The following is a 17347-nucleotide window of genomic DNA, read 5'->3' on the forward strand; positions in this document are numbered from 1 at the left end:
TATTCTGGCCAATCAGTTCTCTGGCAGTACCTCCGTTACTATTGATGAATCAGAGTTCGAAGATGTGTATGTGGACAGTGACAGTATTGATGTCAATGTAAGCGGCACGACTGGCGGTAATTATGAAAATGTTGATTACAGCGGTGCCAGTGCCTCAACGCTGATTGTTGATTCAATTGACACAACAACTGTGAGTATTTCCGGTCCTGCCTCTGTGGTAGAAGGTGAAGCAGCCGTCTATCATTTGAGCGTTGATAATCCTCCGGAAACAGACATGACGGTTACAGTGGTGAGCAGCCATATCGATACGGATTCAGGCGATCTTGTCACCGAATCTCAGAACTTTGTCATCAAAGCCGGCGATACCTATCCGACAGATGGAAATGGTGACGAGGTGACTTTCAGCGTACAGACGCTGGATGATCCGAATTCGGAAAATCCCGAAGACTTTATGGTGAGTATTTCGGATGCCTTTGGTGGTAATTTTGAAAATGTCTCCATCGGCAGCCCGGTTACGACAACCATATTGGATGATTCGGACAATCCATCCGTTACGGCTGAAGCTGTTTCTGTTGATGAAGATGATATTGGCACTATCGGTAATCCGGGTGGGGTTGGCGATATTATTCCGGATACAACGGGGTCACTGGCTTTCGTCTTGGGTAACGATACGCTAGGCAGTGTTGCTCTTTCAACAACTTACGCCAGTGAGCTAAATGCGACCGGCATTATGACGCTGGATGGTGCTCGTGTTCTGACTACTTGGGATGAAGTGAGCCATACTCTAATCGGTTATAAAGAGGGCGCCAGCCCGGGTGATGAAGGTTACCTGGTCTTTACGATTGAGTTGTACAACATTGATAACTCCGGCGCTGACTATGAGGTTTCACTCTATCAGGCGGTTCGTCATCATGATGTAAATCTGGCTGATGATACCGAAGAACTGAATCTACTTGTTCCTATTGATGTCTTGGTTGAAGATTCCGACGGTTCTCCGGCGACAACATCATTCGATCTGACGATTAATGATGATACACCAATTGATTTTATGCCGGAAATCTCCGTAGTAAGCCCAGGCGAAACGGTTGCAGACGTATCCTTGAACTTCTCAGCCGGTGCCGATAGAGCTGCTGTAAACGGCTATAACCTGGATATCAGTAACTACAGTGACGGTGGCCAGGTGACAACTGCGGATGGTCAGCTGCTATATTTTGGTAATGACTTTGATCCGGTAATGTGGAATCAGGTGAGTGCGACCGAGGTTCAAGGGATAGCTGACGGCTCGGTTGTGTTTACGCTCTCGATTGATTCAAGTGACGGTACTTATGATTTCTATGCAGTAGATGGCTTATTTGTGGTGCAGGATGACGATGTACCGTTTGAAAATAATCAGGATGTTTCCGGTGGTAACGCCGATTACTTCGGTCTAACCAATTTGGGTAGCACAGACACTGATCCTATCGGTTCTGGAGTCGATGTTATCGTCAGCGCGAGTTCGACAGTTAATACCGACTCACACGAGTTTGGTGCAGGTAGCGGTCAATCGTTAAATAGCGGCGAATGGCTGCAATTCGACTTCTATGAAAACTCCGGACTCAACGGTTCAAGCAATACGGTTATCGATGATCTTGGGGTTACCGTTGCGTCTCCTGCGGATTTGACAGAGAGTGTGATCAATAACTTTGCGTTCATCATTCCGGGCGGCCCTTCGATTGCAAGCGATCTGAACGGCGCAACCTTTACGGTTGAAGCCTATGATTTGGACGGCAATTTGGTAGATGTTGACGTTCGGATCGAAGATACTTTGGGGAATGTCTCGATTGATACCGACGGAGCAGGTATCTTGGTTGCAGCAGATTACATCTACACGGTAATAGGTGAAGATAACTACGCTTACGTTCGAGTAATCGCCGATACCGGTGTCGGTAATGTCACCGGTAAAAACTTCGGTATCGTCGTGGACGGCTTTAGTGCACTGTATCCGAGTGATGTCGCTTTGGGCTTCGATGCGACTGGAACGGATCAGGATGGCGATAGCGCCAGCGGTACGATATTGGTCGGTATTGACCAGGTCAATGAAGACAATGACGATACGATGTTCGAAGACATCGGTGAATCTGTTATTGTTGAAGAAGGTACTGTTTTGACGGGTAATCTACTGGACAATGTCATTGATAACGATAGTGACCAAACTCATGAAGTAAGTGACTTTACCGTTGAAGGAACCACCTATGATGCAGGCGATACTGCGGTAATGAGCGGTTACGGAACAGTGACGGTCGAGTCCGACGGTAACTACAGCTTTACGCCGGAAGCCGGCTATGTCGGCGATGTGCCTGAAATCAGCTACAGCGTGGTTGATGTGAATGATGCTTCGCCTCAAGACACGGATACTTCGATACTGAGCATCGAAGTCATTTCGAGTGCAGATGCAGCCATGATGGCGATGGATGAATCCTTTGATTTCGAAGCGCTTGCCGGGGCCGAAGCGATGATGGTTCCTCAGGCCAGTGTCAGAGTTGAAAGTGTTTCTATGGAAGATCTGGTTCAGGCTGAAGGCGAAGGAGATGTTTCGGTATCCGCTGAAGTTCCGGTTGAAGAAACGCCTGATGAAGCCGGTCAAGATCTTCTTGCCGAAGAGTCTGGCGGCAGTACGCCTGAGGCAACACCTGATGGTGTTACTGGGGAAAATGCTCCAGAGGGCGTCGTTGTCGAGTCTCCTGTACCAGATGAAACTCTGAAAGAGATTATCGAAAGCGAACTGGAAGATGACTTAACAAATAAATAACGGATTTTGCTTAAGTTATAACGTTTAAGCCTCGACGTAAGTCGGGGCTTTTTTGTGGACGCTTGAAATGCCCCGCAGAAAAATAAAAAGCCGCGCATAATAGCGCGGCGGTTGAGTAACGTTATTGTGATTGGCACAAAAAATATCGTTCGATCAGTGTGGCTTAACCATCTTGGTTGATCTTGATATTTTCAGCCCGGTGTAGATATGGCCGGAGCAGTTATTATTAAACTGTTTTCGGCAGCCTATTAAGGCTTAATTAGGGCTGAATTCGTGCCTCAATAACTTTGTAGCCAGCTTACCCATATATTGCTTTATTTGGATCAATTCCGTTGAAAGCGATCCTTTTAAATCACTATATTATGCGCGGCTTTTTAAAAGTAAAGGAATTTTACAAGTAAATTCTAATAATTTTTATATTAGGTGAATTTAGTATTTGCCTCCATGTGTTTTTAACTATGGAGAATGCTGAAGTTTTTTAATAAAGAACTTTATCCGGTTTGTTCTGCCACTCTTTAAAAGCTTCGAGTCCTTGTTCATGACCAATCTGTATACAAGGGATGCTTCTCTGTTCAATGGGCGTGCAAACCTCTTTATAAAAGTAGGCATCGTCAAAACCGATTTTCGCCGCGTCTTGTCGCGTATTGGCGTAGTAAATTTTGTTGAGACGAGCCCAATAGATTGCGCTTAAGCACATCGGGCAAGGCTCACAACTGGTATAGATTTCGCAGCCGGACAAGTCAAAGGTGTTTAATGCTTCGCACGCGCTGCGGATAGCCGTGATTTCGGCATGTGCGGTCGGATCCATTAGAGAGGTGACTTGATTGTAACCCTGCGCAATAATTTTATTGTCTTTGACTATAACAGCGCCAAAAGGCCCGCCAAATCCGGCATTCATTTTTTCAAGCGATAAATCGATCGCTTTCTGCATCCATTTATGGTGATTGCAATCTCGACACATTTTGATTCCATTGCTGATTGTTTCGCTGACTTACTCGCACTATCGCATTTTTACCTGAGTTTTGCCAATCGTACTGTCCGTTTTAATTTACAAAAGTTGTTCATAGCCGTCTAAGTAACTCTTGGTCGAAGGGTGATTGTACTGTGTTAGGCTTCTTGAGAATTGCTCTGACAGCGATAAAGTGCAGCTGGTTGGCCGTAATCAAGTGAAAGGGAGTGGCCGATCTTACTTTTCTGAGAAAAAAATTTTAAACCAACCGGCAAACCCTTATAATACTGGCTTCTTTATTCGCGCCCGTAGCTCAGCTGGATAGAGCGTCCCCCTCCGGAGGGGAAGGCCGGGAGTTCGAATCTTCTCGGGCGCGCCATTTTAGCTTTGCTTGTAAAGCTTCCTTTTCTTTTTTGAATCACTTTGCATCCTGCTTTCTATTTTTTCTCGGTTTCTGTATTAATCCGCCGCCGAAAGTTTTTCCTTTATCGCCTTTAAACTGAGGTTGTTAAAAGATAGGATGGGTTTAATATCTGGCTGTTATTTGGTGATTGATCACCCTCTTGTCTCCATTGGCAGTTCGTAACTCTATCGAAAGGAGGAATCTGTGGATTGGAAAGATGCTGTCCAACAAGCGGTTCAATTGCGTCACTGGTTTCATCAATACCCGGAATTGACCTGGGAAGAAGAACAGACTGCTGAAAAAATTCGCAGCTTTCTTGATGAGTGGGGGATAGCCTGGCGATCCTGCGCGACTTTAGGTACTGTCGCCACTCTAGGAATCGATTGTTCCGGTAAGCACATTGCGCTTCGAGCCGATATGGACGCCTTGCCGATCGCTGAACAAGCCGAGTCGGACTTCTGCTCAAGTCATCCGGGTAAAATGCATGCATGCGGTCATGATGGTCATATGGCGGCTCTGCTGGGAACGGCGCTCTGGTTGAAGAGCAAAGAAGCCGAGCTCAAAGGGCCGGTCAGCCTGATTTTCCAACCCGCCGAAGAGGGCGGGCACGGCGCCCAAAAAATGATCGAAGGCGGGGCTTTAGAGGGGGTCGACAAGATTTTCGGCTGGCATAATTGGCCGGCAATTCCTTTCGGCCGTGCAGTCTGCCCGGATGGCGCAGTGATGTCCGGTAATGGCAGTTTTCATATTAAGGTGCTGGGTGTCGGTGGACATGCATCTCAGCCGGAAGTGTGCCGAGATCCGGTTCTTGCCGCGGCGGCAATCACTTTAAACCTCCAGCAGATCGTCAGTCGACGATTGCCTCCGCAGGCCGCAGCGGTTGTCAGTGTTACCGGTTTAAACGCTGCTGAAGGCGGCGTAACAGTAATTCCTCAGACAGTACAACTTTCGGGAGGGATTCGGATTTCGGAGCCTAAATGGCGTCCGCTGATCAATCGCCTGATCCGGCAGATTGCTGAAGATACTGCGGCCGCTTATGGCGTTGCTGCCCAAGTTGAGATTTTCCCTCGCTATGAAGCCACCATTAACCATGCTCATGAAGCTGCTGAGTTTCGTCATGCGTTGAAGGAAGAGTTGGGAGAAGAGTTCGATCGCACCGATTTACTTGTCCCGATAATGGCTTCCGAAGACTTCAGTTACTATCTGCAGCAGTGTCCCGGTGCATTCGCTTTGATCGGTATGAGCGAAGATTTTAATGACCAGCAAAAGTATCATTTTCCCTGCCACAATCCGTATTACGAATTTAATGATCGCCTGATTGAAATGGTAATGCGTCTGTTCTCGAAAATCGTCGGAATCAATTCCGGCGTCTAATCTATATTTTTACCTGGTATGTAGCCTGCTTGTTTAAATTTATTCGCACTAAAGCGAATAAATTTTTCCAGAAAACTAGGGGGTTATATGGACTGGTTTGAAACCTACGAATCCGATATACGTGCCTACAGTCGCGCCTATCCATCAGTATTTGTCAAAGGAGACAATGCCCGTCAGATTGACGAAGAGGGTAAGGTCTATATTGATTTTTATGCTGGTGCAGGTGTGCTCAATTTTGGACACAACAATCCAAGAATGACGAAAGCTATGGTGGACTACTTACATGACGGAGGCGTGATTCACTCTTTGGATATGATGACGCCGCCAAAGCGAGATTTCATTCAAGCTTTTGTCGAAACGATTTTAAAGCCCAGAAAAATGGATTACAAACTCCAGTTTATGGGGCCGACAGGAACCAACGCTGTCGAGGCCGCGCTTAAGCTGGCGAGAAAGGTTACGGGTCGTGAGCTCGTGGTTGCTTTTACCCAGGGATTTCACGGTATGACCTTAGGCGCCTTGGCCTGCACGGCAAACCGTTATTTTCGCGATGCTGCGGGCGTTTCTTTGGAAAATGTCTTTCGCTGGCCTTTTGAGACGCATCCGGGTGGAGGCGAGGCGAGCCTTAAAACTTTGAAAGCCTTGTTCGACAACGCGTCCGGAGGTATCGGCATGCCGGCGGCTTTTGTTGTGGAAGTCGTACAGGCCGAGGGTGGGGTAAATGTTGCCAGTGCCGAATGGATGCAGTCTTTGCAGGCGATGGCGAAAGATCTCGGAGCCCTGTTGATTATTGATGAAATTCAGGCCGGTTGCGGACGAACAGGGCGTTATTTCAGTTTCGAAGACATGGATATTGAACCGGATATTGTCACCCTGGCGAAAGGAATAGGGGGAATCGGTACTCCTATGGCTATGAACCTGGTCAAGCCGGAACACGACTGCCATTGGCAACCCGGCGAGCACACCGGCACCTTTCGCGGTCAGAACCTCTCGTTTATTGCCGGACGCGAAGCCTTGCGCTATTTCGAGGATGAGTCTCTGCTTGAGGCGGCTCGTGAGAAAGGTGAAGTCATGCGCTCCGAACTGCAGCAGATTGCCGACGCCTATCCCGATCAGGAGTTTAGCGTCCGTGGAAAAGGCATGATGCAGGCTCTGGATATCGGAGACGGGCAACTGGCTAAAAAAATCGCAAAAGATTGTTATGAAAACGGCATGCTTCTCGGGCCCTGCGGCGTGGGCGGAGAAGTCTTGAAATTAATCCCGCCGCTGACCATTCCCAAGGAGGATTTAAATACCGGACTGACCATTCTCAAAGAATCGATCGAACGTCAATTAAAGGCCGCTTAAGCTGCCAAAGGAAGAACTATGCGAGAAAGAGATGATATGACATTTCCGTTTGCGGAATATCAGCGCCGGATTGGCGAACTGCGCACCCGAATGGCCGAGCGTCTGCTGGATGCGGTGATTATTTCCGATGCGGAAAATATTATGTATCTGACTGATTATCAGACGACCGGATACTCCTTTTTTCAGGCATTAGTGGTTCCGCTGGAAGGCGAGCCCTTTATGGTGACACGTAAACTTGAAGAATCGAATGTGATTCATCGTACCTGGGTGGAAGTCACCCGCCCGTATCCTGATACCGGCGATGCGATTCAGATGCTGATCAGTTCTCTGGTGGAGTTCGGGCTGGCCGGCGGAACCATCGGTTATGAACGAAACTCCTATTATTTCAATGCCTACCATCAGGACGTTTTCCGTACCTCCTTTGTGCGTAGCCGCTTAATGGATTGCTTCGGCATTGTTGAAGAGAGCCGTGTGTGCAAGTCCGAGTATGAGCTTGAAGCCATGAGAAAAGCGGCGGTTGCCACCAAAGCCGGGATGCAAGCTGGTCTAGACGCGGTACAGGCCGGCGTGACCGAAAATGAAATCGGCGGAGCGATCAGTCAGGCGATGTTTGCCGCTGGCGGGGAAATTCCAGCGGTAATGCCTTATGTCACATCCGGCCCGCGAACCATGATCGGTCATGCTTCCTGGGAAGGTAAAACCGTTCAGCCGGGTGAGCATGTTTTTCTGGAAGTCGGCGGCTGCTACCGCCGTTACCATACGGCGATGATGCGTACCGCAATCTGCGGTGAAATGTCCGATAGTATGTATCAGGCGCAAGAAGTGATGAAAAAAGCTTTGAGTTGGCTTCAGGCGGAACTGCGTCCGGGTATGACCGTGTCGGATGTGGATCGTATGGTGCGCAGCATTTTGCATGAAAACAAAGTCGGTGCACGTTTGATTACCCGTTCGGGTTATTCCATCGGTATCGCCTTTCCTCCGTCATGGGATGAAGGCTATATTCTCAGCCTGAATCAAGGGCAGGCGGATATTCTCAAGCCGGGAATGACGTTCCACATTATTCCATGGTTGTGGGGAATCGATGGCGATAAGACCTGCGGTATTTCCGACACTTTCTATATCACCGAAGACGGTTGCGGTTCTTTCTTTCATGATTTTGGCCGCGATTTTGTGGTCAAACCGGCTGGTGAAAAACCAAAGGAGAAAATCGTAACCCCGATTGTCGGCAGCAAAGCTAGCGGCAAGGAGCCCTCAAAGAGCGGTAAACAGAACGATACAAGTGCCAGCAAAGCCAAATAGGACTGTTTTATGTTAATTTCCACCAACCCTTTTAATGGCGAAGAAGCGTATCGATTTGATTCAATGAACGAGATGCAGGTTTACACTGCGATTGATCAATCCGTTGAGGCGTTTAAAACCTGGAAACAGACGGATTTTGCTCAGCGAGGCAAGCTGTTAAAACGCGTTGCTGAACGTATGCGCGAAGATAAAGAGCGCTTGGCGATGCTTATGACGATTGAAATGGGGAAACCCATCAATGAGTCTTACGGCGAATTGGAAAAAGCAGCCTGGTGCGCCGAACATTATGCCGAGCACGGCGAAAGTTATTTGTCTTCGGTTGATTTGCCTTCCGATGCGACTCATAGCTATGTTCAGCACCTTCCTCTGGGTACGATTCTGGGCATACTGCCATGGAATGCGCCTTTCTGGCTGGCGTTCCGTTTCGCCGCTCCGGCGATTATGGCCGGAAACACCTGTTTGATGAAACATGACGAGCATGTTCCGGCCTGTGCTCAGGCTATTGCCGATGTGTTCGCCGAAGCCTGTGAGGAATTGGGCGCGCCACAGGGATTGTTGCAAAATTTGCCGATTCACCGTGAGCAGGTTGAAGCGGTTATCAAGCATGATGCCGTGCAAGCGGTTTCACTGACCGGATCCAGTCGTGCCGGCAGCCAGGTCGCATCGCTTGCAGCCTCACTGATCAAGCCAGCCGTTCTTGAACTCGGCGGTTCCGACCCCAGTCTGGTATTTGCTGATGCCGATCTGGATGCCGCGGTCGAGGCCTTAAGCATTTCGCGGATTATTAATGCCGGACAATCCTGTATCGCGGCCAAGCGCTTGATTGTTATGCAGGAGGTTTATGACGAGTTTGTCGCGAAGCTGAAGTCCCGTCTTGCGAGTCTTAAAATGGGCGATCCGAGCGATCCGCAAACTCAGGTGGGGCCTATTGCTCGTCCCGATCTGCGTGATGGATTGCACCGACAGGTGCAAATGACCATCGAACAGGGCGGGAAGTGTCTGCTGGGCGGAGAGATGCCGGATGGCCCGGGATATTTTTATCCGGTCACGCTTTTGGTGGATATCACCTCGGAGATGCAGGCTTCCTGCGAAGAGACCTTTGGGCCGATTGCAGTGGTGATGAAAGCCTCTTCGGAAGAAGAAGCATTGGAAATCGCCAATGATACGCCCTATGGATTGGCAGCGTCTATCTGGACTGCGGATACCGATAAGGCGATCAGAATGGTCTCTCGGATTGAGGCGGGGCAGGTAACCATCAATGGCTTGGTGAAAACCGATCCGCGTCTGCCGAGCGGGGGGATTAAACGCTCCGGCTACGGCCGCGAACTCGGGCCGCACGGCATTATGGAGTTTGTTAATGTTCAGCAGATCTGGATAGGCCCTAAAGTTGGAGCTTGAGCAGAGCGTCATCTTCTGAAGATCGAACGATGGCGTTTCAATCTATTCTTTATCGTTTTTTAATAGTCTCTGTAACTGTCGGTCGTGGGGTTTGCCAAGTAAAACGAGTGCAATGATCGCTCCGATCAGTGCGTAAAACATGTCGGATTGGGTATCCCATACATAGCCCTGTGTACCCAAAAAGGACTCGGCGGCCTGTTCCGAGAGCAGGGCAACCCACCACTCGATCAGTTCGTAGAAGGCACTGATGGCCAGACAGACGCTGACGATCAGAAAATTACGCCAGGCATTTTTCAGAGGGTCGACGATTTCCAGGCGGATAAAGAGTTCGCGAGCGACCATCGCCGGCACAAACCCCTGTACAAAGTGCCCTACCTTGTCGTAATGATTGCGACTCCAGTCAAACCACTCCTGCATCCAGTTAAACAGCGGAACTTCGGCATAGGTGTAATGGCCGCCGATCATCAGAATAATGCAGTGCACCAGAATCAATTGGTAGATTAACGGCGTCAATGGAAAACGCCGGTAAGTGTATGCCAGTATCACCAGCGCAATGAGAGCCGGAGCAACTTCAAGCCACCATGTATAGCGATCGGCCGGATTGATCGCCGACCAGATCAGCACACTAAAAAAAATCGTCAGCCAGATAAGTTTGCCCATAAAAGCTCCAAGTTCGACCTGTGAATTCGTCATCACCAATAATAACGGTTTTCGGCCCTGCTAAGAAACTAAACGCTCCTGAGCGCTATGAATGGTTTAATGATCTTTTGCCGGGTGAATCAAATCACTTGGTAGCAGTTTCCCTAAAAAAATCGGGGCCGTTGAGGGGGCTCCGCTGGGGGAACCTCCGGCCGGCTCAATGGTGACGGATAAGTAGGTGGCATCATGCAACAGTTCGATTTCATACTGGCTTAAGGTTCGCTCATAATGCAGGGTTTCCGGCATAAACCCGAGAGATTTGAGTAATTGCCCAGAGTCAGTAAGAAGCCATAACTGATAGGTGTGGTTACTGTCCAGAGGGGCGGCTTGAAGCATATAGATTCGTAAACTGCGGTTAATTTCGCTCGTTTCCACCAGCCAGCCCGGTCCTTTGATTGTGGAGGAGAGTACGCAAAGAGAGTGATGATGAGGACTCGCTCCTTTTACTATGGCGTCCGAACCGACAGCAATATAGTGTTGGTAGAGGGTATACGGAAGCAGCGCGACCAGACTCAAAGTAGCGATCAGGCTCCATGCAATAAGCCAGCCTGCGGGTTTACGCGGCTGAGCTTCGGACAAGGAACCTAAATTATTTCTGAGGAAGGTAATCTCGTTCTGTTCGCTTTCTTCGAATAGGCGCTCGGAAACCCGCAACCAGACCATCTTGGGTGGAATTTCATCCGGCACGGCGAGACCTAGGTTGTTCCAGAGCGCTTCACTTTTTTGCAGGGCTTCTCTCAGCAAGGGGTCTGTATGCAGTCTTTTTTCAAAGTTTCGTCGGGTTGCCGCTGTCATTAGACCGATCACATAGTCGTCTGCTAGCCTTTGACGTAATTCGGGGTTATTGATCTGCATCGCACTCGCTCCGAACTCTTTTTATCCCGCGACGAATCCAGGCTCGAAGCGTACCGACGGGATGCTTGAGTTTATTGACCATCTCATATTGCGAGTAGCCGTAATAATAGGAGAGCAGGATAGCGTGTCTCTGCGAGGGTTCCAGCTCATCCAGGCATCCCTGTAACTCCCTTAAAAGCGGATTGCTCCTGGCCTGATATTCATCAAAAAAACGGTCATTGCGCATATAGACTTCCCGTTCGCCGAGCAGAGAGTGATGACGCTTTTGTTGCGAGGTTTCCAGACGCATCAGTCTTAATGCCTGATTGCGGACAATACTGGTCATCCAGGCAAAGGGCCTGCCTTGATCCGGAGTATATTCAAAGGCTCGATACCATATATAGACAAAGGCTTCTTGCAAAGCTTTAGCTGCCTGATGATGACTTTGCAGCAGGCGACGGGCGACACCGTAGAGTTTGGGAGAAGTCAGCGTATAGAGTTCACTTAAAGCGGCTTGGCGCTGTTCGGCGCATTCGAATAGAAGTTGCTGGAGTTTATTTTCATCAAGCATGATTTATCATTCCCGCGAGGTTTAGATATTCATTGTATGAATTTTTTACCAAAAAATAATGTCACATAATGACTATTTTAGTTACAAATTATCTAAGGGTAATATTTGCATACTGTTTTCGGGGTTTTTGCAGAGAATGCGGAAAAGGGGCGGGGCGGCGTTACGAGGTCGTTGCAGACGGGGTCGAGACACCGCAGGAGCGGTTATTCAATCCGCTCACAAATAGGTTCGTGGTTTTATTTGACTGCTTTAAACACAGACAGGCAAGGTTCGACAGGCGTAAAGTCAATCGGGCTGATTTCCGGAAGCCCGTTGCGGTAGTCGGGACGATGCTCTCCTTGAATCAGCGGGCGCAGGTAGTTCAACCCGGCTTCGCTGATATCCATACCATCTTCGCTGATAAACTCATCCGGCACTCTGAGTTCAAGGTTGGCAACCTCTTCCAGAGTCACCGACTCAAAAGTCCAGTTAAACGGGCTGTCGGAGGTTTTTACCACCACCGGCAAGGTGCCATGTTCGCCTTCAAGCGCAGCAAGTACGGCGGCTTCTCCCGCTCCGTATGCGATTTCCCAGTCGGTTAGAGAAACGCAGTGGCTGGCAGATCGCTGCAGATAATCCGGAATTGCGCAGTGGGTCTTACAGTCCAGATGATCGGCGGCAATTTGGGCGATTACTTGTCCGACGCCACCCAGTTGCGTGTAATCCTGTTCAATGGTGTGTTCCACGGCAGTGATATTGACATAGTTACCGTTTTCATCCTGTAAACCTTCGGAAACCATACAGACACAATAACCTTTCTCTTCGACTAACTGTTCAAGGCGCTTGAGAAAGGCTTCACGTCGGAAAGGACGTTCGGCTGGCAATAACAGCAAGGGCGCGTCCGGAATCACCTCTTTGACCAGTCCGGCGGCCAGCGTTAGCCAACCGACGTTGCGTCCCATCGCTTCCATGACGAAAAACTTGGTCGAGGTATCGTGCATCGAGAGAATGTCGATCGTTGCTTCGATGAAACTGGTTGCCAGGTATTTGGCGGCGCTTCCGTATCCGGGGCTGCAATGTGACAAGGCCAAGTCGTTATCAATGGTTTTGGCGACGCCGATACAGATCACTTCATGTCCCTGTTCGCAGCAGTAGTCGGAAACTTTTTGCGCAGTGACCATTGAGCCGTTGCCGCCGTTATAGAAAAAATAGCCTATGTCGTAGTGTTTGAAAATTTCCAGAACGCGCTGGTACTGCTGAGGGTTATGTTCCAGCGGATCGAGATCAAAGCGGCAGGCTTTGAAGGCGGCTCCCGGCTGATATTTCAATTTTTCCAGTGTCGCCAGATCGATTTCGCTCAGATCGACCAACTCCTCTTCAAGGACGCCTTTAATACCATTTATGGCGGCGTAGGTTTTGCCAAAGGTTTCGGGATGTTTCTGTACGGTTTCGATGACCGCTGCCGCACTGGCATTAATGACGGCGGTCACTCCGCCGGCTTGAGCATAAAGCACGTTTTTCGCTTTAGGCATGATTTTCAACTCCCGAAATTTAGCTGATCAATGATTAGAGATTACTTAAGTTCCATTCTAATGCAAAATCTTTATAAAAATATTAAATGGCGTTAATTAATAAAGAATTGGATACCGTTCTGTGAACGATTTTTGCAGAGAACTTATTGAATCCGGATTTCTTGGCCTTCAAGTTTCAGGACGGAGCGGCCCTCCAGAAGCTTTTGTAGTGGAATTCCGATAAGCAGATGGCGCCAACCTGACCACGGCGAGTGATGTGGGTTGCGAATCAGCGCCAGCAGTTCTTCTTTATTTGTCAGGTTCGAGAGTTGCACCTTGTACTGCAAGCTGATTTGCTGACAGACCGACTGGGTTAAGGCAAGCAGAATCTCTTCCTGTGGCGACGGGTGTTTATCGGCTTTTGGCAGAGTCGGGTAATTTTCCGGATGCTGTTCGAACACTCGGTCAATCAGAGCGATCCAGTTCTCGCCAAATTCTCGAACGCTGGAAGTTTTGATATTCGGTACCTTGTAGAGTGCCTGAACGGTTTTAGGCGGGCGCTTGGCAATCTGCAACAAAACCTCATCGCTAAGCGTCCACTTTTTAGGTTGATTATGTTTGATGGCGAACTCTTCCCGCCACTGAGCCAAAGCCTGCACGATGGCCAGCTGTTTCGGGTTGAAGCGTTTGAGGCCCTTGAGTTTCAGCCATGCCTGCTTCGGTTCGAGGTCGTACAGCTGAGGTTGCAGCAGTTGCTGACAGTCTTCCGTGACGGCGTGTAACTCGTCAGCGCTGAGTGTTTGCAGGCATTTTTGATAAAGAGAGGCCAGATAATCGACATCGTCCAGAGCATATTCGATCTGTTCTTCGCTGAGTGGACGGGCGTGCCAGTTGGTACGTGTCTGGCTCTTCGGCAACTTAATTTTCAGCTCTGCTTCGATAACTCTGGCGAAGCCGGCCAGATCGCCATGGCCCAGAAAAATCGCGGCGATCTGCGTATCGAAAAGATTTTCCGGCATGCGGTTTTCCAGCTGATAGAGCACTTCAATATCCTGTCGGGCGCTATGAAACACCTTGCAGATACGTTCGTTCTGCAAAAGGTCGACAAGCGGGCGGAGAGCGGAAGCTTGATTCGCGGAGGCGTCCTGATATGACGTTTCGATGGCGAGAGGGTCGATCAGATAGAAATCGCGCTCCTGGGTCGCAATCTGTACCAGACTGAGCTGCGGGTAATAAGTGTCGACGCGGACAAACTCGGTGTCGATCGCCAGCCAGGTGAGATCGCTCTGATTACTTAAACGGGAACAAAGCTCCATCAACTGTTGGTGGCTGTCGATATATCGATAGGCGCGGGATTTTCTGTCTTGATTTGTCATACAGCGAAGTTTAGCCAGAAGTCTGCTGCGGCGCAATTGCCTGATGCTGTTTTAATACGTATTTCATTCCACCGGTATCACTCTTTAACGGCTTTGCGTACAATAGCCCTTTGATTATTTTTCAGTATAAATGGATTAGGACGCACTCTGGTGAAGATTCATATTCTCGGAATTGCCGGTACTTTTATGGGCGGCATTGCGCAGCTGGCGAAAGCCAAAGGCGATCAGGTCAGCGGTTCGGATAAGGCGATTTATCCCCCGATGAGCACGCAGCTGGAACAGGCCGGTATCAACGTCGTCGATGACGAAGATACGGCATTTCTGCAGGAAGAACCGGATTGCGTCGTAATCGGTAATGCCAAAAGCCGTGGTCAAACAACGGTAGAAGCCACATTGAACGCTCAGCAGAAATACCTGTCAGGTCCGCAGTGGCTGGCGGAAAATATTCTGCAGGATCGCTGGGTTGTCGCCGTTGCTGGTACCCATGGCAAGACTTCAACTTCTTCGATGGTCGCCTGGATTTTGCAAGACGCGGGATTGGACCCGGGCTTTCTGATCGGCGGCGTTCCTGAAAATTTCGGTGTCTCGGCTCGACTGGGATCAAGTCCGTTTTTTGTGGTTGAAGCCGACGAATACGACACGGCTTTTTTTGATAAGCGTTCCAAGTTCGTTCATTACCATCCGCGAACCTGTGTGCTGAATAATCTGGAATTTGACCATGCGGATATTTTTGATTCGCTAAAAGATATCCAGAGACAATTCCACCATCTGGTCCGCACCGTTCCGCAGAACGGACTGATTGTCATGCCCAAAGAGGATCAGGCTTTGCAGGAAGTCATCGACCAGGGGTGCTGGACACCGATCGAGCGGCAGGGCGGTGGCGCCGAATGGAGCTTCCGGCTCTATCAGGAAGATGGCAGCGAATTCGAGGTTTTGTATAAAGGAAGCTGTCTCGGCAGCGTGAAATGGCCTTTAACCGGATTGCATAATGTCCGCAATGCTTTGAGTGCGATCGCGGCCGCTGTTCACTGCGGCGTGCCGGCACGTATTGCGGTTGAAGCGCTGTGTCGTTTCAAAGGTATCCGGCGTCGCATGACTCTGGTTGGGGAGACTTGTGGAATTCGCATCTACGATGACTTTGCGCATCACCCGACTGCGATTGAGACGACCCTTAAAGGGGCCAGGCAGTCGATGCTTAAGGAATCCGAAGATGGTCGTCTGATTGCGGTTTTCGAGCCGAGATCAAATACCATGCGTATGGGAATCCATGCTCAGACACTGCCAGATGCTTTTGCCGATGCCGATGCGGTGTTTGCATTTATCGATCCGCAGTGGAACTGGCAGCTTGCCGCAGAGAATTTTTCCCAGCCGTTACAGGTTGCCGACTCTTATCAAGCGCTGCTTCAGAAATTGCAGCGTTTTCTTGAGCCGGGTGACCGGGTGGTGATTATGAGTAACGGGGCTTTTGACGGTATTCACCAGAAACTGTTGGATGCACTCGGACAGTCCTGATGTGGGCCTTGCTTGAAGTTGGGCTGCTGGCGATACTGGTTATTGTGGTTTGGTGGCTGATTAAGCCACCAAAAACATAGATGTTTAACAGTCGTCGCTATAACCGGTGCCTCTATCCATAATGGTGAAGATCAGGTCTTTCTCGATCTGTTTGAGCATAATTTTGTTAATGCCGGTGATATCGAGCAAATCTCGCGGTTTTCGGCAGGTGATATATTGGCAGTGAATGGATATTCGTTCCGCCAGTCGTTGCTCGACGTGAAGGGATTCGGCAATTTCGTAGGAGGTTGCCAGATTGACGTTTACCGGAGTTGCCAATAAAACGCTTGAGAAGCTCAGCAGGCAGCTGCCAGCCAATGTTTGGAAAGAATGTTGGGACATATTCAACTCCTGATATCTAAAGCCCAAAGGCTGTAAATGAACCGGAATTGAAGGGGTTGATTCCTCCAACCAAGATAAGTGCCGTCGACACTGTTATCTGAATTCGTCCCTGAATAACGACAATTGCATAAAAATTCAGCTTACTGTAAGTTGGTGTTTTTTTAAAGGGTAAACTCTTTTGCTGTTACGGGAATGCCTTGCTCTGATGTGTTTCCACAGGCGAAATTTCTGCGATGCAGCCAGCCGCCCTCAACATTCAGCAATCAATTCAATCAGATCGGTTTCGCCAAAGTCGACACCACATTGCGACAGCAAAGTCGTCACTTGCCCCCGGTGATGCACTTGGTGCAGGAAGAGGTGGGTGATCAGGCATGGCAAAGGTTTTGAAAAACGCTCTCCTGCCATATTGGTATAGGAAATACATTCCCGCATTGCCTCTTCGTCCAGGTTGCCGATCCAATCAATAATGACGGCATCTATTTTTTTCCGCTCTTTATGAAGTTTACTTAAATCTGCAAACAAACAGCTGTCCAATGACGCTGGTTTAGCCAATTGATTGACGTAAGCGAGCGCTTTTTGCGAAGATGGATGGGCGCCGAAACGTTTTAACCAAATAATGTCACCGACGAGAATATGATTCAAAGTCCCCAGGATGGATTTGAAAAAAGCCCCTTGATCTTGCTTCAATTGCGCTGCGGATAAGTTTGCACAGGCTTCGTATTGACGTTGATTCATTAAACGGTTGTAGTCGGCCTGAAGGGCAAATTCGTTTAGTTGTGACATGAGGGAATCCTTGTAGGCAAGAGGTGAGCTCGTTGTTTTTGTCTAAAATGCCCTGACCTTGAGGTTTGCCATGTGGCGCTTAAAGAAGTTAAGAATCCATTCTAACAAGAGACGGTTGTGTATTTTGCAATCCCCGAAGGAATACT

14 protein-coding genes and 1 tRNA gene are annotated in these 17347 nt (G+C 49.1%); 7 read left to right on the forward strand and 8 right to left on the reverse strand.

Annotated elements, in window-relative coordinates:
• A partial coding sequence (locus J3999_RS06795; protein ID WP_208127166.1) for an immunoglobulin-like domain-containing protein occupies positions 1-2788 on the forward strand: 2788 nt, incomplete at its 5' end.
• 478 nt (positions 2789-3266) lie between these two features.
• Here the strand turns inward: J3999_RS06795 and J3999_RS06800 are convergent.
• Positions 3267-3749: a nucleoside deaminase gene (locus J3999_RS06800; protein WP_208127167.1), complete on the reverse strand. Its 483-nt coding sequence runs from the start codon at positions 3747-3749 to the stop codon at positions 3267-3269.
• A 290-nt stretch (positions 3750-4039) separates the two neighbouring features.
• Here J3999_RS06800 and J3999_RS06805 point away from each other — a divergent pair.
• From J3999_RS06805 to J3999_RS06825, 5 genes are all read left to right on the forward strand, one after another.
• Positions 4040-4116: transfer RNA gene (locus J3999_RS06805), tRNA-Arg, on the forward strand.
• Positions 4117-4344: 228 nt separating this feature from the next.
• On the forward strand, positions 4345-5514 hold the full coding sequence (gene doeB2, locus J3999_RS06810; protein WP_208127168.1) for a N(2)-acetyl-L-2,4-diaminobutanoate deacetylase DoeB2: 1170 nt from the start codon (positions 4345-4347) through the stop codon (positions 5512-5514).
• 87 nt (positions 5515-5601) lie between these two features.
• The gene (locus tag J3999_RS06815) at positions 5602-6858 is read left to right on the forward strand and encodes an aspartate aminotransferase family protein (RefSeq protein WP_208127169.1); all 1257 of its coding nucleotides are present in this window, start codon (positions 5602-5604) and stop codon (positions 6856-6858) included.
• A gap of 18 nt (positions 6859-6876) precedes the next feature.
• On the forward strand, positions 6877-8157 hold the full coding sequence (gene doeA, locus J3999_RS06820) for an ectoine hydrolase (RefSeq protein ID WP_208127170.1): 1281 nt from the start codon (positions 6877-6879) through the stop codon (positions 8155-8157).
• A 9-nt stretch (positions 8158-8166) separates the two neighbouring features.
• Positions 8167-9555, forward strand: coding sequence for an NAD-dependent succinate-semialdehyde dehydrogenase (locus J3999_RS06825; protein WP_208127171.1), 1389 nt, complete (start codon positions 8167-8169; stop codon positions 9553-9555).
• Positions 9556-9597: 42 nt separating this feature from the next.
• Here the strand turns inward: J3999_RS06825 and J3999_RS06830 are convergent, their stop codons facing one another.
• From J3999_RS06830 to J3999_RS06850, 5 genes are all read right to left on the reverse strand, one after another.
• Entirely contained in the window at positions 9598-10215 is a 618-nt protein-coding gene (locus J3999_RS06830; protein WP_208127172.1) for a DUF2238 domain-containing protein, read from the reverse strand.
• A 96-nt stretch (positions 10216-10311) separates the two neighbouring features.
• Positions 10312-11109, reverse strand: coding sequence for an anti-sigma factor domain-containing protein (locus J3999_RS06835; protein WP_208127173.1), 798 nt, complete (start codon positions 11107-11109; stop codon positions 10312-10314).
• Positions 11096-11659: a sigma-70 family RNA polymerase sigma factor gene (locus J3999_RS06840; RefSeq protein WP_208127174.1), complete on the reverse strand. Its 564-nt coding sequence runs from the start codon at positions 11657-11659 to the stop codon at positions 11096-11098. Before J3999_RS06840 ends, J3999_RS06835 begins: the two co-directional genes overlap by 14 nt.
• Positions 11660-11895: 236 nt before the next feature.
• Entirely contained in the window at positions 11896-13170 is a 1275-nt protein-coding gene (locus J3999_RS06845) for a 6-phosphofructokinase (RefSeq protein WP_208127175.1), read from the reverse strand.
• A gap of 143 nt (positions 13171-13313) precedes the next feature.
• The gene (locus tag J3999_RS06850) at positions 13314-14525 is read right to left on the reverse strand and encodes a ribonuclease D (RefSeq protein ID WP_208127176.1); all 1212 of its coding nucleotides are present in this window, start codon (positions 14523-14525) and stop codon (positions 13314-13316) included.
• A gap of 150 nt (positions 14526-14675) precedes the next feature.
• Here J3999_RS06850 and mpl point away from each other — a divergent pair, with 150 nt between their 5' ends.
• Positions 14676-16037, forward strand: a complete 1362-nt coding sequence (gene mpl / locus J3999_RS06855; protein WP_208127177.1) for a UDP-N-acetylmuramate:L-alanyl-gamma-D-glutamyl-meso-diaminopimelate ligase — start codon at positions 14676-14678, stop codon at positions 16035-16037.
• Positions 16038-16121: 84 nt separating this feature from the next.
• Here mpl and J3999_RS06860 read toward each other — a convergent pair whose 3' ends face one another.
• Together J3999_RS06860 and J3999_RS06865 are read right to left on the reverse strand one after the other, a co-directional pair.
• On the reverse strand, positions 16122-16418 hold the full coding sequence (locus J3999_RS06860; RefSeq protein ID WP_208127178.1) for a hypothetical protein: 297 nt from the start codon (positions 16416-16418) through the stop codon (positions 16122-16124).
• A gap of 249 nt (positions 16419-16667) precedes the next feature.
• On the reverse strand, positions 16668-17201 hold the full coding sequence (locus J3999_RS06865) for a DinB family protein (protein ID WP_208127179.1): 534 nt from the start codon (positions 17199-17201) through the stop codon (positions 16668-16670).
• Between the last annotated feature and the right edge of the window lie 146 nt (positions 17202-17347).

It is taken from the genome of Thiomicrorhabdus sp. 6S3-12 (assembly GCF_017571475.1).
Classification (GTDB): Bacteria; Pseudomonadota; Gammaproteobacteria; order Thiomicrospirales; family Thiomicrospiraceae; genus Thiomicrorhabdus.